Source organism: Paraburkholderia sp. A1RI-2L (assembly GCF_048957375.1).
Classification (GTDB): domain Bacteria; phylum Pseudomonadota; class Gammaproteobacteria; order Burkholderiales; family Burkholderiaceae; genus Paraburkholderia.
On the sequence record NZ_JARBTA010000006.1, the window covers coordinates 190,142 to 210,702 of the forward strand.

At 58.9% G+C, this 20,561-nt stretch carries 12 protein-coding genes and 4 pseudogenes; 9 read left to right on the forward strand and 7 right to left on the reverse strand.

The annotated features are described in order from the left end of the window. Positions 1–17 precede the first annotated feature (17 nt). Positions 18–815: pseudogene (locus PWP93_RS35900) on the forward strand (IS110 family transposase); the annotation flags it as partial. A 129-nt stretch (positions 816–944) separates the two neighbouring features. After that, on the forward strand, positions 945–2,075 hold the full coding sequence (locus PWP93_RS35905; protein WP_421048232.1) for an IS110 family transposase: 1,131 nt from the start codon (positions 945–947) through the stop codon (positions 2,073–2,075). A gap of 727 nt (positions 2,076–2,802) precedes the next feature. On the opposite strand, the pseudogene PWP93_RS35910 reads toward PWP93_RS35905, so the two are convergent. Continuing rightward, positions 2,803–2,919, reverse strand: a pseudogene (locus PWP93_RS35910) (transposase); the annotation flags it as partial. Between the two features lie 436 nt (positions 2,920–3,355). Further along, a protein-coding gene (locus tag PWP93_RS35915) for an IS3 family transposase (protein ID WP_421048233.1) occupies positions 3,356–4,536 on the reverse strand; the annotation gives its coding sequence in 2 pieces (ribosomal slippage) (positions 3,356–4,284 and positions 4,284–4,536; 1,182 coding nt in all). Between the two features lie 696 nt (positions 4,537–5,232). On the opposite strand from PWP93_RS35915, the gene PWP93_RS35920 reads away from it, so the two are divergent. After that, positions 5,233–5,796 carry a YSC84-related protein gene (locus PWP93_RS35920; RefSeq protein WP_421048234.1) on the forward strand — a complete coding sequence of 188 codons (564 nt, stop codon included), beginning with the start codon at positions 5,233–5,235 and terminating at the stop codon, positions 5,794–5,796. A gap of 397 nt (positions 5,797–6,193) precedes the next feature. Here PWP93_RS35920 and PWP93_RS35925 read toward each other — a convergent pair whose 3' ends face one another. Both PWP93_RS35925 and PWP93_RS35930 read right to left on the reverse strand, forming a co-directional pair. After that, a complete protein-coding gene (locus tag PWP93_RS35925; RefSeq protein WP_421048235.1) occupies positions 6,194–6,571 on the reverse strand; it encodes a DUF3564 family protein in 378 nt (125 codons plus the stop codon). A gap of 558 nt (positions 6,572–7,129) precedes the next feature. Then, the gene (locus PWP93_RS35930; protein WP_421048236.1) at positions 7,130–7,327 is read right to left on the reverse strand and encodes a hypothetical protein; all 198 of its coding nucleotides are present in this window, start codon (positions 7,325–7,327) and stop codon (positions 7,130–7,132) included. A 1,535-nt stretch (positions 7,328–8,862) separates the two neighbouring features. Here PWP93_RS35930 and PWP93_RS35935 point away from each other — a divergent pair. Further along, positions 8,863–9,657, forward strand: a complete 795-nt coding sequence (locus PWP93_RS35935) for a hypothetical protein (protein WP_421048237.1) — start codon at positions 8,863–8,865, stop codon at positions 9,655–9,657. 650 nt (positions 9,658–10,307) lie between these two features. Here the strand turns inward: PWP93_RS35935 and PWP93_RS35940 are convergent. Continuing rightward, entirely contained in the window at positions 10,308–10,733 is a 426-nt protein-coding gene (locus tag PWP93_RS35940) for a GNAT family N-acetyltransferase (RefSeq protein WP_421048238.1), read from the reverse strand. A 904-nt stretch (positions 10,734–11,637) separates the two neighbouring features. On the opposite strand from PWP93_RS35940, the gene PWP93_RS35945 reads away from it, so the two are divergent. The 5 genes and pseudogenes from PWP93_RS35945 to PWP93_RS35965 all read left to right on the forward strand — a co-directional run. Then, the gene (locus PWP93_RS35945; RefSeq protein ID WP_421048239.1) at positions 11,638–11,874 is read left to right on the forward strand and encodes a hypothetical protein; all 237 of its coding nucleotides are present in this window, start codon (positions 11,638–11,640) and stop codon (positions 11,872–11,874) included. Positions 11,875–13,340: 1,466 nt separating this feature from the next. Next, positions 13,341–15,704: an ornithine decarboxylase gene (speC, locus tag PWP93_RS35950; RefSeq protein ID WP_421048240.1), complete on the forward strand. Its 2,364-nt coding sequence runs from the start codon at positions 13,341–13,343 to the stop codon at positions 15,702–15,704. Between the two features lie 35 nt (positions 15,705–15,739). Beyond that, positions 15,740–17,986, forward strand: coding sequence for a putrescine-ornithine antiporter (gene potE / locus PWP93_RS35955; protein WP_421048241.1), 2,247 nt, complete (start codon positions 15,740–15,742; stop codon positions 17,984–17,986). A gap of 182 nt (positions 17,987–18,168) precedes the next feature. Beyond that, positions 18,169–18,615 carry an Orn/Lys/Arg decarboxylase N-terminal domain-containing protein gene (locus tag PWP93_RS35960; RefSeq protein WP_421048296.1) on the forward strand — a complete coding sequence of 149 codons (447 nt, stop codon included), beginning with the start codon at positions 18,169–18,171 and terminating at the stop codon, positions 18,613–18,615. After that, positions 18,537–19,377, forward strand: a pseudogene (locus PWP93_RS35965) (arginine decarboxylase); the annotation flags it as partial. The gene PWP93_RS35960 and the pseudogene PWP93_RS35965, both read left to right, overlap by 79 nt. 104 nt (positions 19,378–19,481) lie before the next feature. Here PWP93_RS35965 and PWP93_RS35970 read toward each other — a convergent pair. Both PWP93_RS35970 and PWP93_RS35975 read right to left on the reverse strand, forming a co-directional pair. After that, entirely contained in the window at positions 19,482–20,204 is a 723-nt protein-coding gene (locus PWP93_RS35970; protein ID WP_421048242.1) for an IS6 family transposase, read from the reverse strand. A gap of 62 nt (positions 20,205–20,266) precedes the next feature. Continuing rightward, a pseudogene (locus PWP93_RS35975) lies at positions 20,267–20,475 on the reverse strand (sulfide dehydrogenase); the annotation flags it as partial. Between the last annotated feature and the right edge of the window lie 86 nt (positions 20,476–20,561).

The following is a 20,561-nucleotide window of genomic DNA, read 5'->3' on the forward strand; positions in this document are numbered from 1 at the left end:
GTGTCGTCATGGACATCATTCGATTCCTTGCCATCGATCTAGCGAAGAATGTCTTTCAGGTGCACGGTGTAGATGCCACGGGCAAGCTTGTGCTGCGACGCCGCGTCGGCCGCGCACAGCTGACAGAACTGGTTCTCCGGCTTGCGCCATGTACTATCGGGATGGAAGCCTGCTCAAGCGCGCATCATTGGGCTCGACAATTCCAGCAGCAAGGTCACGTAGTCAAACTCATCAGCCCGCAATTCGTGAAGCCCTTTGTGAAGGGGAACAAGACTGACGGCAACGATGCCGAGGCGATCTGTGAGGCGTTGCAACGACCATCAATGCGCTTTGTGCCGATCAAGTCCGTTGAGCAGCAGGATGTGCAAAGTCTTCACCGCGCCCGTAGTCGCCTTGTCAGCAATCGGACAGGACTTGTGAGTCAGATGCGAGGCATTCTCGCCGAGCGAGGTATCGTGTTCGCGCAATCGATTACCCGCGCGCGTCGGGAGATTCCTGCCATTGTCGCCGACACTTCGAATGCCTTGACGCCGCTCGCGCGTGAGATGCTCGCCGATCTGATGGATCAGTTGCGAGAGCTGGACAAGCGTATCGCCGGTTTCGACAGGCGTATCGATTTGGTATTCAAGGCCAGTGAGACCTGTCAGCGCATCGCGCAGATTGAAGGGGTTGGGCCCAAGACGGCTACAGCCATCGTTGCTGCAGTTTCCGACCCAAAAGACTTCCGGAACGGTCGTCACTTTGCTGCCTGGCTCGGTCTTGTTCCCCGTCAGAGTTCCAGCGGAGACCGAATGCACCTCCTCGGCATCAGCAAGTCAGTATGACTCCCGTTCGGCAAGGCTGGCCACCGTGGGGAAGTTTGCGCGGGTTAGCATGGCTGCCAGAGCCGCATTGAGTGGGGATGGAACCGCCATTCAACGGTGTATTCCGCCGCGGAGGCCAGCATGGAAGACGATAGCACGTTGTATGTGGGGCTTGATGTCCACAAGGACTCGATCACGATTGCCTATGCGATCGGCATGGGCAACGTGGAACTGTTCGGCAAGGTGGGCGCTATGCAGATTGATGTGGACCGGCTCTGCAAGCGACTGCAGCAGAAGGCGCGGCACATCTGCTTTGTCTATGAAGCGGGACCATGCGGGTACGGCCTGTATCGAAGGCTGGTCGATAAAGGCTTCGACTGCATGGTCTGCGCACCATCGCTCATTCCACGCAAGCCGGGTGATCGTGTCAAGACGGACCGCCGTGACGCGATCAAGCTGGTGCGCTCGCTGCGCGCCGGCGACTTGTCAGCGGTACATGTGCCAACAATCGAAGACGAAGCGTTCCGCGACCTGGCCCGCGCTTGGTCGGCCGCTCGAGAAGACCTGAAGGCAGCACGCTGCAGGCTCAAATCGTTTCTGCTTGCCCACGGCGTTCATTATCTCGGCCGCCCCAACTGGGGACCGACACACCGGCGCTGGTTAAGTACGTTCTCGTTTGACAGTGCATGGCAGCAACTGGCGTTCAACGAACATCGGCGCACGATTGAAGACCGGCTCGCCCAATGCGAGCGGCTGGAACTGGCATTGCGCGAAGCGGTCACCAATTGGCGGTTTTATCCGGTTGTACTTGCCCTGCAGGCCATGCGTGGAATCAACTTTACGTCGGCAATCGGACTGGTTTCTGAGTTGGGCGACCTGTCGCGCTTTGAACATCCGCGGCAGTTGATGGCATGGATTGGTGTGACGCCTTCAGAACATTCATCAGGCGGGAAGCGACGGCAAGGCAGCATTACGAAGACCGGCAACAGCTACGCACGTAAGCTACTGGTGGAATCCGCCTGGAGCTACCGGCATCCCGCCCGAGTAAGCATCGACATTCAGCGCCGGCATGAAGGTCTGCCCAAACCGATAATCGATCGTGCCTGGGACGCGCAGTTGAGGCTGTGCAGGCGATTTCGCAAACTCGTAAGCCGAGGCAAGACCGCACACGTCGCCATCATTGCTATCGCGCGCGAGTTGGCTGGCTTCATCTGGGACGTCGGCCGACTGGGGATGTCACTCGCCGTGCCTCCCAGCGTACAAGCTGCATAAACGGAGCTTCCAGGAAATCGACGAGCAGTGGAAATATAAAGTTTCCTGAAGGCGGCGCAGCCCGGTATTCGAGTAATCCGCGACCGCGTTTGGCAACGGCATCAGTCGACTTGCGTAGCAAGGAAGCGGCAGGCTCATGAGACGGACCTCTGTAATGCGGCAACCAACCCGCGAATATCAGCGTGATCCACCGTCGAGATTTACAGCTACGCCGCCCTCAGGAAACTTGCTTTAATCATGGTATGAATTTTCAAAACCGATCCAGATTGACACCGGGAGTCATATCAGCGAGGCGACCGACATCTACGTACCTTGCTCATACACGGTGCTCGCGCGGTACTCCGAACCGCACCAACCAAACATGACAAGAAGCACGCCTGGGCTCTCGCATTGCAAGCCAGACGAGGCGCCAATCGGGCCATTGTTGCGATCGCGAACAAGATGGCCCGTGTGATCTGGTCGATGCTCGCAACCGGCCAGTCGTATCAGAAAGCAGGGTAGCAACGCCACAAACGATGCGTTGACGAATTGACGAGTGGCACTCCGGTCGATCCGGGCGAGCAGGGAACCTGATTTTTATAACGGCCCTTGAGGTCTTCCAGTTGTTGAGGCCTGCACGCGCGGAATTCCAGTTGGGCGCTGGGCGATGCCCTGACGCCGGATATATGTACGCAATCGACTTCCGTGTCCGTCAACTTCCGTTTGCTATTGGGAGCAGTCCATATATGTAGAACGTCGCATCCGATATGCCGTGCTTGCGGCACAGGTCGGCGACCTTCATGCCGGCATCGGCTTCCTTCAACACCCCGATAATCTGCTCTTCGCTGAACCGCGACTTCTTCATGACAAGGTTTCTCCTGCGGCCTTGCCACTAACTTTACAGTGGGATACTTCAGAGGGGGAAGGTCAGCGTCGACAAGGCATCGGCCGAAAGACCGCGCACGCCTCGATCGCTCGCGCGCCTGATCAGCGAATCCCGCATTCGCCGTGCCGCGGACGTCGCGGGTTGAAACCGCCTTTGAAGCGGAGGCGGGTCGGCCGGCATACTTCGCGCACGATATCCGAATCTTCCGTTTCGCACAGTACATCAGGGCGTTTGGTTTCCTATACTCTATATGTCCCTGTTCGGGGACATGCCTCATTGAAAGCTCTCACGGCGGCCGCCCGCGTGTCGGGGGTCGCTTCTTTTTTGACAGCACACTTTCCACGCTTTGCCGTCTCTCACAGGCATTCGGCGATACTGAGGTTCCCTCGGTTTTTCGCCTTCCAGAGGTCCCGAGTTATGCAGCCGTATCCTTTGTCCGCCGAGCCGCAAGCCAGTCTTGCATGAACTGAGTTGGCGACATGAAGCCGAGCGATGAATGGCGACGACTGCGGTTATAAAACACTTCAATGTATTCGAACAAGTCCGCGACAGCTTCGCGATGTGTGCGATACCTGGTGCCGTGTACTCGCTCGTTTTTCAAGCTGTTGAAGAAGCTTTCCGTCGGCGCGTTATCCCAGCAACTGCCCTTACGGCTCATCGAGCAGCGCATCCCGTAGGAGGCCAGCTTGTGCTGGAATTCATGGCTGGCGTATTGACTGCCGCGGTCGGAGTGGCAAAGTGCGCCAGGCGCAGGTCTGCGGCGGAACCATGCCATCGTCAGCGCATCGGTCACGAGGTCCGCCGTCATGCGCGGCTTGACCGACCAGCCCACGACCTCCCGGTTGAACAGGTCCAACGTGACGGCCAGATACAGCCAGCCTTCATCGGTCCAGATGTACGTGATGTCCGACGTGAACACCAGATTGGGTTCGGCCGGCATGAAGTTGCGGTTCAACACGTTCGGCGCGACCGGCAGCTTGTGCCGGGAATCGGTTGTCACGCGATAACGGCGCTTGTGGCGGGCTCGGATACCGTTGTCGCTCATCAGCCGCTCCACCCGTGCCTTGCTGGCTGGGAAGCCGCGAGAGTGAACCTCTTCGGTCATGCGCGGCGAGCCGTAGGCGCCTTTGACCTCGGCGTGAATCGTCCGAATCAACGTGAGCAACTGCGCATCGGTCAGCCGCTGACGCTCGGGCGTACCGCCGCGCTTCCACGCACGATAGCCGTTGACGCTCACGCAAAGGACCTCGCACAGCGTCGCAAGCGGGTATTGCCGGCACTGTGTGTCAATCCAGGCGAACTTCACAGGAGGTCCTTCGCGAAGAACGCCGCCGCTTTTTTTGCGATTTCCAACTCCATCTGCAAGCGCTTGTTCTCCGCTCGCAGCCGCGACAACTCCATCTGTTCCGCCGTAACGGCCTTCGCACCGGGCCCATTCAGCTTGCCGGCCTCGAAAGCCTTCAGCCAGTTGCGCAGGGTCTGCGTCGACATACCCAATTCGCGGGCCACGGTGCTCACGCCTTGCCCGTCCTTGATTCGTTGCACGGCGGCTTCCTTGAACTCTGCCGTGTACACCTGATGCGGTACCTTGAACATCTCTGCTTTCCTTCCTTTGGGTCGAGTTTATACGCGACCTGCTGGAAGGCGAAATTTCAGGGGAAGCTCAATACATTGCACAACGGTAGCTGGCCCGTGTGCGCTTTGACCAACCGATAGAATGTTCTCGGGCGCTGGCCCAGCGCATGTAGCGATGACAATTGCAGGGGTAGTAATCATGGCCTCTCATTCTAATTTACAAAGCACCACATCGTCTCGCGCAATGCGGACGTCCGCGTAGCTTTTTGACATTCGCTTTCCGCCAAAAGTCCAGTCCATTTGGTTCATCGTCGGAATAACAACTGGGCCCCTTGACGCTGAATTGGCGTTAATTGATTAAGTTAAGGATGTCAGGTGCTTCGGTGAAGGGCGGTCTCGGCATCTTTTGCCGTCTGCAAGGCCGATCATATCGTTTGGTTTCCGAACGATAGTGAACATGGCGGCGCATTTTCTCCAGGTCCATTCGTCCGTGTCCGATAGAGCGGGGCGGTCGCTGGCATCCGACCGGCAGCAGCGAATATTGGCATCTATATGAACGATGGAGGTGATTTTCTCCGTGCGAACGCTGATGCGATCATCTGTACACGATCGGTGATGCGGAGATAGATCGAAGATAGCGTAGAGAGGAGGATTGGTTATACACTGCGAAAACATCAAGGCAGAGCCTAAATACGCCAAATCCATGGAGAACTTATCATGCTAAAATGTCTGATGTTGACGCTCACAATCCTGCTGTTGCTGCCGGTTTCCGCTGCTCAGGCCGACGAATACACGGAAGCACTCAGCCTGTTCAAGAACGCGGGAGAAAGCGGCAGTCTTATGCAAAGCGCACATGCCTTCGCCTTGTTTCCGAAGATTGGCAAAGGAGGGGTCGGTATCGGCGGTGCCCGTGGCAAGGGCCGCGTCTATGAGCAAGGGAAACATATCGGCGATACGACGATGACCCAGCTCACCGTGGGTTTGCAGCTCGGTGGCCAGGTGTACAGTGAGCTCATCTTGTTCGAGGACGAACGAGCTCTGAAGGAATTCACCAATGGGAACTTTGAATTCGGCGCGGATGCCAATGCGATCGCAATCACTGCCGCCGCAGGCGCGAAGGCAGGCACAACTGGCACGTCTGCTAACGTCAGTGGTGGCAAGAAGGACGCCAAAACTGCGGGATCCTATCGAAAAGGGATGGCCGTATTTACAGTAGCCAAGGGCGGGCTGATGTACGAGGCAAGCATCGGCGGCCAGAAGTTCGCTTACAAGCCGCGGTGATTTTTGCCGAGCTTGGGGTACGCCTTTGAAAGTCCGAAGCTGCGCGAGAGATACGCATGAGTGTTCGGTGAAGCGAAAGCATGAAAGACTGCAACGGGCCGATACCGTTGAAAAGGTGGCTATGCGCTTTCTTGAATTCGCCCTGGGAAAATCGACCTCCCAGTCGGCCTGAACCGCGCCGGGTCGGGGCCGTTTTTGGCGCGATGCTCGAAAAGCCAGTTCGCGCAATCGGCACGCGTTGATCGATTTGCACGTCGGCACCTTTTGGTCAAAGCGCTAACCAGACGTGTTACGCCGGAACTGGAATCGTCCCAGCCCGCTCACACTTTTTTGGGGATTCACCGTTTTGGGGATTCACCGAAGACTCGCATGCAACCAGGCGAAGGCGCGTTCGAGGTCAGACCTCGTCCTCAGCAAACACGCTGTGCTCGGCAAGCACGGTGCCCTTGTCGACGCACTGCACATGCCAGTGCCCTGCAACGCCTGATCCGCTTTCGCGTTCAGTGCAGCACCAGAGGGCCTCGCCAGATTCCCCCTCGAATGGGCCAGTTCGCGCTTCCATAGCGAGACCGTCGAGGATGAACAGCGGGCGCGCGTCATGCTGATCGCACACCAGCGTGCCGCGCGCATCGACCCGAAGCTTTCCCCACTCGGGAAATTGTAGACCGGCATGACCTTCGCGCGACCACTTGTGGGTGTCGTTATCGAGCCAAAGAATCGCATAGGCATTCGGGTCAAGGCGGTCGAAGGTCCCGAGATGGAGCGTGATTCGCATGTACTTCTCCGGTCGTGTTAGTGGCTTCATGACCCGCCACAGTAGTCGGTGGACATGTCAACTGTACGTGCAGCGGCAAGCTTGTGCATTCGTCAGGGTGTCGCTTGCTGTCGCTTTATACTTACAGGGCGCCGACGCGGCGCTTCCATGTCTGCAGATTTGAATTCGGCAGGGCTCACGATTTAGATGGACTCCATATCTGGCGCGTGCTCCAAGAGGACGGCGCCTGATGCACGCGATCACCCGCTTCGACGAGTGTTTACTCGTCGCCGTACTCGACGCGCGCCTATTCATTGAGCATGCTGACATGATGAAGATCTGCCTCATGCCAGACCAAGCCCGCGCCAGAACTTCGGCGCAAGATTTGCCCAAAATAGTTGGGCGACTAGCTTGTGATCCCTGGCGATTTCCAGATCACGATAGAGCGCGATGGAAGAAGGGGCACCACGTTTGGCAGGCACGACGCGTGAGTGTTCCCGCATCCATTTTGGCCGTTGAAATGACCTTAATGACGCGAAGCCGCACCGCCAGTAGCGCGCGCGGCCTGCGCCAGGTTAGTTAGTGCACGGCGGGCGGGGCGGCTGCCGGCGGGGCGGACGCCTGCGCAGGCACCGTGTTGCCGACATTCAGCTCGTAAAGGACGAACGGCAGCACCGCCAGCACCCCAGCCAGCACTAGCCCCAGGATGACCGGCTTACCGGGCAACAACGCCCCATCCGGCGATGGACGCGCCGCCTTTGCTTTTTTCAGGTTCATCGTCTTCAGTACCCCGTCGCGAGTCTGGCTAACCGCCGACGCCCCCTTCTGTGAGTCGGACTTTCGCTCAGGCGTGCAGCACGCTGCCAATACTGTACGCGCTCACCGGGGCTCAGGCCAAGCAGAACCCGCTGCTCGAGGGGGCCCACCCGATGCGGCAATCCTGCGGCGCCGCCTCTGCTTCCAGTTGCAGCCGCTCGGCCTTGGGGTCCGCCCGCCCCGTGCAGCAGCCGGACCCCCGGCCCCCAGCATCGAGCGTGGCCACCGGCTGGACCGGAGTCGGCTGGCTCGCCGCGCTGGACATAGCGCTGTGGGCAGATCGGCGCGTATCCGGCGGTGCGTCGCTCGCAAGCGGCGAAATGCGTGCTTTGCCTTGAAATGGCCTGCCGTTCTGCCGTTCTGCCGTTCTGCCGTTCTGCCGTTCTGCCGGCGCGCCGGCGAGCTCGCGACTATCGCTGCGCCGCGCCCGATGCACGACCCGCGAAGTCGTGGGAGCGCGTCCTGGTCGCGTCGCGCCGTCAGCGGGTGCCCGCCTCGCGTGTCATTTCATCGCGCACGAGCTACGTGCAGCTGCTGGCACTCTCGGTGAGCCCCGCTGTGGAAGGCGTCGTAGCAATTGAAAGGCGATTCGGCGTAGGTTTCGGCGTAACTTTCGACAGCAAAGCTTACGGGAAAAGGACCCTTCACTACTACTTCGAAGGGAACGAATAACGTGATGGTCGTTTCGCAAAGCCTTCTTTGCTTTAAACCACGTCGATTTGTCGGCTGCCGACGTGAGACGACAACGGTTGCAAAAGTCAATTTTTGATACTTTCGGCTAGATGAGGCGCGCGTAAAGCGATAGCCCGGTCGCCGGCAACGCATCGAAGAGACGAATCGGGACGGTCGCCGGTGATCGGATCCGATGGCTAGCGACTGCCGCCTATAACGTCGAACATATCGGACAGACCCTACTCATCGCGCGGTTGCCGTGCCGCGAGCGTTGTAATATGACGATACTGCCATCCGATTAACGCTATGAAAGTGCCGATATAGGCTTGGCGCTTTTTGCTGGTCAATTCCGTTGTTTTCCGCTATTTCACAGGGTTAGATTGGGGGTAATCGTACCTCACCGCATCGCCGAACCCTTGTGGACCCACCTTGAGCCCGACCTTCGGCGCACGAATGCGATAAATGACCGACTTCAACTCCCCGATGAACTCGATGCGCAACTTCTGACCGGTCTTCCCTTGGCCGATCGCCAAGGAGGCCATCGCGAATGTCTCTCTCGTCGTAACTGTGTCTCGCGGGGGCTGGCCCGCGAGATAGACTAGGAGGACTATTGCGTCACGCGTCGGCTGGTCTGCGCAGACGTACACGCGTTGGGACATCATCGACGTATAAACCTACTTTTCCCTCTCCCGATAGGCGGGCATGTTCGAATCCGCACAGAGAATACGAGAACGACCACCAATAATCGGTGCGCAAATCGAGTTTGGCATTGAAAACTATTGCGGGCTGCATAAGCCGGATCACACCGACCGGGGAATTCAGAAATGAAAAGAGCAATTTCGGCTGCGCTTGCTGTATTGCCGATTGCTGCTGCATGCGGCGGAGGAAGCGATGGGCCGTGCAAACAGTTGACTAGCGCCGGGTGGGTTGCCTGCACACCTTCCACTACGCCGCCAAAAGTCGATACCTCAATTCCTGAGGGAATCTGGGGTGGCGGCACGAGCGATGGTCTGGCAGTTTCGACGCTCGTTCTCGAGACCGGTCAATACTTCATCGTACCTACTTCAACGAGTGGCATCGGACTAGTTGAAGGGATGATGAGCGGAAACAACGGCAATATCTCCGATCCAGCCGCGGTCATCTATCCGGCATCAAATGTGCCTGTCGCGGGCACTCTGTCGGGATCATTCAGCGCCAAAAAGACGCTGACTGGAACGGTATCGGCGAGCGCGGCGCTGTCGTCGCCATTCCCCAGCGGCTCGATGAGCTCCACGTTCAACGGGAATTACAATTCGCTCTATGATTCGCCAGCCACGATCGCGGAAGCGGTAGGCAGCTGGACTGGCCAGACGTCAGGATCAACCGTGACGCTGACAGTGAAGGCAGACGGGACATTCACGGGTGCAAATAGCGGCTGCACTTTCAGCGGCACAGTGTCCCCTCGGTCGACCGGCAAGCATGTGCTCGACGGCAAGGTGACGTTCGATAACAGCGCGTGTGTATTGGGCGCCGGCGCATCGACAACCTTCGTAGCGGTCGTGAATGGAAATCAACTGGCGGCTGCGGGCGTTACGTCGCAGCGCGATCACGCGTTTGTCGTTGTGGCCACGAAGAACTGATTTTTGCTCTCGAATCCTCCAATGGCCCCCGCCGCGAGCGGGGCTTTAGCGTTCCGGAATGAGGGGGACGGTAAGCGAGAAGCGAAGCTTCAGTGGTGCATGGAAAAAGCCGCGGCTCTGCCTGATTCGGGCCGACTGGCATAGAAATTTGCTGAGTCGATCCCGTGATCCTCGGTAAGCTCGCAAATTCGCCGCAAATCACGCAGAGCCTGCCTTGAAAACGGTTGCCCGTGCCCAGCCAATGCCGGTGATACGCCGCCTGACTTCCTTTTTGCGTTTAATAGCCATCCTATCGACTCGCCATTGTGCGCTTTCGAAGCCGCGCGGCGGCTTTGTCAATTTGGGGTTATGTTTCTGGGCAGGCTGGCAATGAACGAGTGTGCATTGGATTTGCAGATGAACTGCTCGGCGAGCGTGCGTCCGAACGCCGATGTTGCGCAAACGCCGCCACTCATTACGACTGCGGAAACCGGAGGGACGAGAAGGGGCTTTTTCATGGCATGATCGTGGATTGCACTCGGCTTGATCGTTGCCTGGTGACACGAGATACGTGTCTTCGCGAAACGATGCGGAGGCGCGCGCAGGGGATATTGCACTGCGTTTTTGGAAACAATTCGAAGGTGCTGGCTGCCTATGCGCATGGATGGCTACTACAACGCAACCTGCATGATGTCGAGTGCGTCACAAGGCGACGTGCGTTCCAGCGAACGGCGCAGATCGTCCGGCAACTCCGATGTCTGGGCTGCCGTGAATCCGATCTGCTCGAAATAGCGTTCGGCGCCTGTGGAGTGGACGACCAGTGACTCGATCCCGCGCTCGCGCGCATCGGCGACGAGCAGCGAAAGGATGAAGTTGCCGAGCCCAGCGAACCGCGCGCGTTGTGCGACGGCGATGCATCGAAGTAGCCCGACCGTGCCATATTGCTCCAGGGCGGCGCATCCAATGATGCCGCTACTGTCCCTGGACACCAGATAGCGATTGATGTGTTCACGGACGCCTTCGACCGGCAATTGGCAGGTACGCAGCAGGTCCTCGACTTCGGGGACGTCTTTCGTAGTTGCATAGCGGGGACGCATCACACCATCTCGACGAGCAAAACACTGGAGTCGATCCTATATCACCGCGGTGGTTCGTGCGCCTGGGGATACTTCGTAAGAGGGAGGGCCGCCTTCGAACAAGTTCCTGCACGCGCAATCGCGTCAGGCTGCATTCGTCGTTCATCGCGTTCCGCCAGAACCCGGCCAAATAAGACGCTGTAGCCTGTACATCGTCATCGCCTGTTGCCGCTGCCATCGAAGTTTCCTACGCTGGCGTTCCAGCGACCGGCAAGACGAGCAGAACGGCCTGCGTCCGCGATCACAAGTCGAGATCGACAAGATGTTTGCGATCCGACGAGCGACGATGGGTCCCAAGATCGGGCAAGTCGACGATGCTAAAACCTGGTCGTGCCGCAACCGGGGCAGACGATGACTCTGGTAGTGGCAAGTGCGGCGGTTACGACTTGACGACCGCCTGTGGCATCAGTGACGAGATCGCGGAAGCCGTGACCACGTGTTCCGGCGGGCGTCGCGAGCGCGCCGCTATCCGAACACGTTGGGTGACGGCGGCGGTGCGACGCGCTCATGCGCGACTGGCATCCGGGGCTCGTGCCGGACGACTAGATCAGTCGGCCGGCAGGCTAGTCTCGGAAAGTCACGCCGATCATCCGCGCGCCGCGCCACAAGGTTTGATGTCTTCACACTCACCGGGATCATCCAGACGAAGAATCATCTCGGTGCTTCCGCTCCCAGGAACCTGAACCGTGCGCATCTCGCCCCGCGAGCGTATGAGAATGCAAGAAGTGCGCCTCTGTGAAATCCGGACATCGGGATACCTGATTGATGGCGTTACGGATACAACGCGTCGTGGCAAGGCCTGCCATGACGCCACTGAAGGAAAGGCGGGTCGCGAACGCTCTTGATGTATGTCAACCGGGAACTCATGGACGTGCATAAAGATTTGCCATTGATGGCGCCCGACACGAGTCGTTTCTCCCGTCTCGAATTGACACAAATTAATCACGTTTATCCGCAGTCCTTTACGCTGAATTTTGGTCCGGCAAGCCGGATGGGCGGTTTCGTGTTCAACAAAATACCGGGCTTTCTCGAAGATCTCACGTTCTCTGGAAAAAGTAGGTTCGCCCGTGCAGTGCCGAGAAATCGTGCAGCAAGTGACTGAGCGGCGTGGCTACTCAGAGCATCGGCGTGGGTCCTCGTGGGGCTGAATCGGCAGACATTCCGGCGTGCGGCCCTGGCAGATGCCGTCAGTGCAGTGCGGGAATGTCCGCGGTTTGGCTCGCCGCGGCTTCGACATGTCCAAATTACTGTTAACGCCAGCTCAGGCCTCGAGCGCTCCAGATATCCGACTGTCCGAATTTGCGTGACTACCTTCGTATCCTGCCCGCGCAGATCGAAGAATCCTTTACGTCCGTTCGCTTAAGCTATCCATATTGGTTCGGATAACTAGTTATCCTCGTGGAGGCCGGGAGTATTTGATCCAGGTGACGTGGGACGCGGCGGCAGTGCTTTGGTGATGCCTTCTCCAGAGCTGGAAGCAGGGGCTGGCGCAGTCGCCGCTGGCGTCGTCTGCGGCGTTGTCGGCGTTCGCGAAGCGCCGACAAGGAATCCAGTCGATGCAAGAAAGATTGCGGCTAATAACACGAATCCCATGGGGTTTGCCTCGTCGGTGTTAGTGGTCCTTCCCTGCATACAGGTCGGCGCCTGCGGAATATCTCTGGGCAACTACGCTTCCTTGCGATGTGGCACGAGGTCAAACGGCTCGCTGTCGCGGTGGTTGCGCCAATGTTTCCGTTTCTGCTATCTATGGTATCGATGATGTCCTTCGAAGAATTGCCCCGGCGGCCTCGTCTGGCGCCCGGAACAGATCGCGCTGCCGGGTATTCTGCGCAGCATCGAGCATCGGCCGATGTATATAAAAAGCGGTCTGGGATAGACCGTAGACACTCGCAGCGGCTGGTGTCGCAGCGTTCAATAGCGTTTTCTCCAGCGGTTAATGTCGGTGTCGAACTACAATCCGGTTTTTTCGGCTTGCGGGGCGTTGTGTTGGCTGGCGAATGGGCCGGGTACAGAAGCGCTACGGGCTTGCCGGGAAGCTGACTGGGAACGAGGAGTTGCTTCTACTGGCGATGCATGCGCTCCGTGCTCGGGACCGGGATTCAAGGTTGACACGGGTTCGAGCACATTTGACGCGAATTGCAGACATAGCCATTCGACGGCGTCCGGTTCCAGTGGGTCGCTTCTGACAACCAGTTCGTGCCACACAGGCCGCAGCGAAAATGGTGTACGACAACGGCGGGCCGTCCGAGCCGATGCAGTCGCGTCGGGCTGCGCACTTCCGATAGCCATATGTGAGCTGCCGGAGAATCGCATTCTTGCATTCTGTTGCACGCGTCGCATGACATGGACGTCAGTTTCAAAACGTCGAGCAGGGTCAAGGCGGAAGGAACGTCCTGCCTTAAGTCGGTTTTTCGCCGCCCAGATTTGCACACGCGCACACGGAGCCTTCTCCATCCGCCATCAGGTACGAAATCAGGGTATCGACACGTTGAAAGCGAGAGTTGATCTGAGTCAATGGGTGCCTCTCCCCTGGTGCTTGAATCGACGTGCAAACAGGAGGCGCGAATCATGATTCCCCGTTCCGTCAAGGCACCGACCATCCCGATTCCGTTCCACAAAATGCTGAAGGTGGTGGCGATCGTCGACCGGAATGACGCGGAGACGAAAGTACTGCTTGATTGCATTGCCGCCGAGGGGCTGCACGTCGAGGTCGCCGATACACCGACCCGCGATTTCGACGAGGACGCCGACGTTGGCGCCTATATCGTCATCGTTGACGGAGAGCATGTCGAACATGCCCGCAATCTGGCGTTGGGCGTTCGATCGCTGGGCTTTCGTACTCCCCTTTGGGCTCTAGCCAACAGCCATGGCATCTCCGACCTCGTTGTCGCGGGCGGGCTTGGCGAAGTCGACGGCTATATCTATCTCGGCCAGCAAACCCCTGCCTTTTACGCGAAACAGGTGGCCGCCAGTCTAGTGAAGTACGGCATGAGTCTTCTTCCGCCTTTCTTTGGAGGATTGGTTGCCTACGACGCCGAGGCCAATATCGCTTTCGACTGTCCTGGACATCAGGGTGGGCAGTTCTATCGGAAGTCGCCAGCGGGACAGCTCTTCTTTAAGCACTTCGGCGAGAGTATTTTTCGTAATGATCTGTGCAATGCGGACGTGGATCTGGGTGACCTGCTCATCCATGAGGGGGCCGCGGCGGATGCCGAGCAACACGCGGCCGAAGTATTCGGTGCTGACCAGACTTATTTCGTCCTCAACGGCACCAGCACGTCAAACAAGATCGTGACGGGTGCAGTGCTCCGACGCGGCGACCTCGTCCTGTTCGACCGGAACAATCACAAGTCCGTGCATCAGGGCGCGCTCGTGCAGGCTGGCGCGATTCCCGTGTTCCTGCCGACGGCACGTAACCCGTTCGGCATGATCGGCGCCGTCGACTGGGATGCGTGGGACGAGAACTGGCTGCGCGAGCAGATCCGCGCGAACCCGCTCGTGAAGAATCCCGAACGCAGCAGAGCCGAACGGCCGTTCCGGCTCGCGTGCATTCAGCTCGATACCTATGATGGCACCATCTACAACGTGAGCAAGGTACTGGATAAAATTGGGCACCTGTGCGAATACGTGCTGTGGGATGAGGCGTGGATCGGCTACAACGCGTTCCACCCGCTGTTCGAAGATCATAGCCCCATGCGTCTGAGGAACCTGACGTCCGACATGCCGGGTTTTTTTTCAACGCAGTCCGTTCATAAACAGGGCGCGGGCTTTTCACAGGCGTCACAGATTCACAAGCGCGATGAACATATCCGCGGTCAGAAGCGCTTCATCGAGCACAGGCGGTTCAACGAATCGTTCCTGATCCATGCGAGCACTTCTCCGTTCTATCCACTCTTTGCATCGCTCGATGTGAACGCGAAAGTCCATGAGGGCAAGGCAGGGGAGATGCTGTGGGACGGCTGCATCGCACTGGGTATCGAGGCGCGCAAGAAGCTGCGCGAATTCGTTCACCACTACGCGGCCACCGGGCAGTGCAGTGACGAGCAGTGGTTTTTCGATCCCTTCGTTCCCGACGTCGTGACACTGCGCGATTCGAGATTCATGGCGGACGTCGAGAGCGTGGCATGGGAGTCATTGCCGACCGACATCATCAAGCGCGAGCAGCAATGCTGGGCATTCGATCCTGATGCGGCGTGGCACGGCTATGCGGGCTACGCCAAAGGCTACGCGATGGTCGACCCGAACAAGCTCACGCTGCTGACGCCCGGGATCGACAGAAAGACGGGCGGCTATCTCGACTTCGGCGTCCCTGCGACCGTCGTCGCGAACTATCTGCGCGAGGAGGGCGTTGTTCCGGAGAAGTGTGACCTGAACAGCATTCTCTTTCTCATGACACCGGCCGAGGACGAAAGCAAGCTCAACACCTTGATCGCCAAGCTCGTCAAGTTCAAGAACCTCTGGGATCGTGACGCGTCGCTGGCGGAAGTGCTGCCGACATTGTATGCCGCGCACAGCGCGCGGTACGCGGGCTACACGCTGCGTCAGGTGTGTAACGAGATGCACCGCTTTTACAAGGATGCCGACGTGAAGGAGTTGCAGCGCCTCTGCTTCCGTGCGTCGAGCTTCCCCGAACTCGCGATGTCGCCTGAGGCCGCATACGAGTCGCTTGTCGCAAACGACGTTGAGTATGTGCCGCTCGACAGCGTTCGTGGCCGCGTCTCCGCGACACTTGCGCTGATCTACCCGCCTGGTATCGGTGTGGTCTTGCCCGGTGAACGTTGGGACGAGCGCGCGCAACCCATGCTCGACTATTTCATGGCCTTCCAGGAATCATTCAACCGGTTTCCCGGCTTCAACTATGAAGTGCAGGGCGTGTTCCAGGAACGGGAAAGCGGCCGTATCCGCTTCTACACCTACGTTGTCCGGGAATAGCCGGAGTCGAACGGTCCAGCCTTTGGGAGGCAAACATGTCTGATCAACCGAAGAAGATGAGCGTCGTGCAACTGACGTTCATTGTTACGGTAAACATGATGGGCTCGGGCATCATCATGTTGCCCACCAATATGGCAAAGGTGGGAGCGATTTCCCTGCTGTCGTGGCTCGTGACGGCTATCGGTTCACTGGCTATTGCTTATGGTTTTGCCGAAGCAGGGCTACTGAACCAGCGCGCGGGAGGCATGGCAGCCTATGCGGAGGATGGCTACGGCAAGGACGGGTACTTCCAGGTCTTCTTCCTGTACTTCCTGTCGATCGCCATCGCGAATGTGGCTGTCGCGAGCTCGGCGCTCGGCTACCTCGCGGCGTTCTTTCCTGTGCTCACATCGTCACCGGTCGCCACCTGCATTGGGGTTATCGCGCTCCTGTGGCTGACTACCGTTGCGAATTTTGGCGGCCCGAAGCTCACGGGGCGCATCGGAGCGGTGACCGTATGGGGCGTCATTCTGCCCGTCGGATTCATTTCGATCGCCGGCTGGTTCTGGTTTCACGGCGGAACATTTGCCGCCGCCTGGAACCCCAAGGGGGTCAGTCTGCTTGAGGGCATGGGTTCAAGCATTTCGCTGACCCTGTGGGCGTTCCTCGGCATGGAGTCGGCAGTCCAAAACTCGTCAGCCGTCGGGAATCCCAAGCGTGATGTGCCGCTGGCGTGCATGTTCGGCACATTGGGCGCGGCTGTGATCTATATCCTGTCCACGGCGGCTATCCAGGGCATCGTGCCCAATGCCGATCTCGCCGCATCGACGGGTCCGTTCGGCCTGGCCTTTGCGCGCATGTTCAACCCGGCAGTCGGTTCGATCGTGATGGCGCTTGCGGCGCTGGCATGTGTGGGCTCGCTGCTCGGCTGGCAGTTCACGCTGGCCCAGACGGCCAAGGATGCGGCGGACAGCAGAATGTTCCCGGGCATCTTCGGCAAGGCGAACAAGATGGGCGCGCCTATCGCGGGCATGGTCATCATGGGCATTGTCCAGTCGCTGATGGCGCTGTCGACCATCTCGCCAAATCTCAGTGAACAGTTTGCGGCACTGGTCAATCTTGCTGTCGTCACCAATGTGCTGCCGTACATCATTTCGCTATCGGCGCTGTTCGTGATGATGCGCAACGCGGGTACGACGCCCGCGAAATACCGCCTCAATGCGTTCGTAACGGTGATCGCGCTCGCGTACTCGGTTTACGCGATCTATGCGTCAGGCAAGGACGCCGTGCTCGGCGGCATGCTGGTCATGGCGGTCGGCTATGTGATCTACGGCTTCATGGCCTTCAGATTCACCGCGGTGACTTCCTCCGGACGCGCGGCCGCGGCCTCTGCGGCGGCTGCGCTGGCAATCGCTTTTCTGGCGCTGGCGGGCCTGCTGCCACGGCCAGCCCACGCGGATGAGCCTGCTTCAGCGGGAACGTTGGCGAGAGTCAAACAGTCGGGCACGATCAATCTGGGCTACCTCAGCGACGCGCAGCCGTTTTCGTATAAGGACCAGGCGGGCCGCATCACGGGGTACACCGTCGCGCTGTGCCAGAAGATCGCCGACGAGATAAAGACCCAAAGTGGTCTCGGCACGGTGAAGGTCAACTGGGTAGCCGTCACGCCCGACGCCCGTTTGCGCGCCGTGCAGGAGCACCGGATCGATCTATTGTGCGGTGACGCGGATACGCTTGCGGGCAGGGCTGGCATGTCGTTCTCCGTCCCTGTGTATCCGGGCGGCATCGGCGCGGTCGTGCGTTCCGATGCGCCGACCGGGCTGAAGGAAGTGTTGTCAGGAGCGAGTGTGTCGCATCCCACCTGGCGCGCGGTTCCGGCGCAACTGATTTCGCGGCAGACCATTTCGGTGATCGATGGTTCGCCCGCACAACGCTGGCTCGGCGGCAGGCTTGCGCAGTTCCAGATTACTGCGTCCGTCGTTCCAGTCTCCGATGTGCAGTCAGGCGTACGCAAGGTTCTGGACCGGCAGTCGAATGTGTTTTTCGGCGAACGTTCGCTGCTGCTCGCGGTCGCCAGCAGTAGTCCGGCGTCCGGCGACCTGACGGTGCTCGATCGTCACTTTACCTATCTGCCCGTGGCTATCGGAATGGCGCGGGGAGACGACGATCTCCGGCTGCTGGTCGATCGCACATTGAGCCGGCTCTTCGCTTCTTCGGAGTTTCCAGCGTTGTACACGAGGTGGTTCGGTGCGCCTGATGGGGATACGCGCAATTTCTTCCGTCTCAGCGCGCTTCCGGAATGAGATGAGCGGGTCAGCGAGGTGGTGTCCAGTGGGGCAGCCTGTCGTCCCGGATTCACCAGCTTCCTGCAAGGCAGGGTCGAGGAATCCGGGTGTGAACGCGCCGCAGTCCAGTTAACTGCAGCCAAAACCAGAGAACTTCGATGACAGCACACTCCGAACCCATCCTTCGCCGCCTCGGCATGATGGCACTGCTCGTGCATCACGAGATCGAACCGCGCTCCGCAAGCGGACGCGCCACGCAGGCACTGATTGCCGAACTGGAGGAGCGTTTCGTCAGCGTCGTCGTGGCGACTTCGGCGGACGATGCCGTCTCGGTCATCGCGGCGGATCCGCTCATCCAGTGTCTGCTGCTGAACTGGGAACTGAGCGACGATGAAACTCATCAGCAGGCGCAGCGAGTGCTCGATGCGCAGCGCAAGCGAAGTGCGACGGTTCCGATCTTTCTGCTGGCGAGCCGCACGAGTGCCTCGACCGTGCCCGTCGATGCGATGCAGAAGGCGGATGACTTCTTCTGGATGCTGGAGGACACGACCGCATTTGTCGCGGGAAGGGCTGGCAACCGGACTTCGTACTGGACAGAAAGACAGGCCGCCGAACGCCATTTCATGAAGCCAGCGAAGACCTGCTGACCAGCGACCCGTCATGCTGGGTCCTGCATCCGGAAGAGGCGTGGCATGGGTTTGGCAATATCGAAGACGGATACTGCATGCCGGACCCGATCAAGGTTTCCATCGTGACACCAGGCGTTGCGCCGGGGGGGCGGACTGATGTCAGTCGGCATACCCGCCTGTGTGGTGACCGCCTATCTCGCCCGTCAGGGAATCATCGTCGAGAAGACCACGGATTTCACGATACTGCTGCTGTTCTCGCCTGGTATCACCAAGGGCAAGTGGGGGACCCTCGTGAACACGCTGCTCGACGTCAAGACTGACTATGACATTAATCGCCCACTTGAACAGGTGTTGCCGAATCTGGTGGCGAAGGATCCGGGTCGGTACAGCTGTATGGGGCTGCGTGAGCTGTGTGATCTCATGTTCAGCGCGATGAGCGACCTCAAGACAACGGAGCTGATGGCGCGTGGGTTTTCCACGCTCCCACAAGCCTACTTCAGCCCGCAGGAAGCTTTCGAGTTGCTCGTGCACAACGACGTCGAACTGCTTGAGCTCGCCGAGATGGAAGGGCGCACAGTAGCGACGGCTGTGGTGCCCTATCCGCCGGGTATCCCGTTGCTGATGCCCGGCGAGAACGCAGGGCCTGCCGATGGTCCTATTCTGGGTTATCTGAAGGCGCTCGAAGAATATGACATGCGCTTCCCGGGGTTCACACATGACACACACGGAGTAGCCGTCGAGGATGGTGTGTATCGAATCGCGTGTGTTGCCAGGCGCTGAAGCTGGTGGTCCGCCGCCGGCTCCAGTTTCGCTGCTGCAGCTTTTCCGGGTTGTGTCGCGATAAGAGTAGTGAGACGCGCGCATTCCGGCATGAATAGGAATGCTTACATGATAAGCGAATAGAATTGCTCGGCCGCAGTTTTGATATCGCGCTTGTCCTGCATCTGCCCTTTGCGAATCATGTGCATCAACTCAATGCCAGACAGAATGATGCGTGCGCACCGGAAACTCTTGAAGCCCATCATCGGCTTGACGATGCGTTTGACGGCTCGGTGATCCTGCTCGACGATATTGTTCAGATACTTGTTCTGCCGGATCCTGATCGGCGTCTCGCGCTCGGTGTTGAGCGTGTCGAGCGCAGCCAGATTGGCGCCACCCTTGTCCACAGTGACAGTTTCGGGCTCGCCGTTCTGGGCAATCGCCTTCTCGAAATACCGGCGTGCAGCAGCCTTGTCACGATGGGCGCGCAACAGGAAATCGACGGTGTTGCCTTCCTTGTCGACGGCCCGGTACAAGTATTTCCAGTGGCCTTTGACTTTGACATAGGTCTCGTCCATGCGCCAGCTCTTGCCGGCCGGGCGCTTGATTCGCCGAAATGCCTTTTCGAACAAGGGTACGAGCTTGATGACCCACCTGTGTTCGCTCGAGTGATCGACCTCAATTCCCCGCTCGGCCATCATTTCTTCAAGGTTGCGCAGGCTCAGCAAGTACGCCACGTACCAGCGAACACACAGCAGAACCACGTCCAGCGGATAGTGCAAGCGCTTGAGAACCTTGCCGATCTCCGCAGGAGACGTCGCGCGCGATGAATTCTTCGTTTTGCCCATCTCGTTCGTGATTCGCGAGGGAATGCGAATTCTAGCGCACCGCGTTAGCGCGACAGAACCGGTGGAATTCCCCCGAGGTGCCAGCGGACAAAAAACTGATCATTTGGCGTGAAAACACCCTGGTCGAACACGAGAACGGTGTTTCAAGCAACGGCGGACGGCTGCGCAAGAGCAACATTTCCCCCTTTTGTGGAAACGCAGTGGTCAATTCCCGAAGCCCGTTTTCAAAGGGGAGTGTGATCGCATTCGCGGCTCTTGCGATGTCTGACATTCCCCACGTCAGGTAGCTCGCGCCTGCCGCCACGATGGACTGCAGCACGTGACGACGCCTTCCGTGGTTCATCGCTTGCTCCCAAT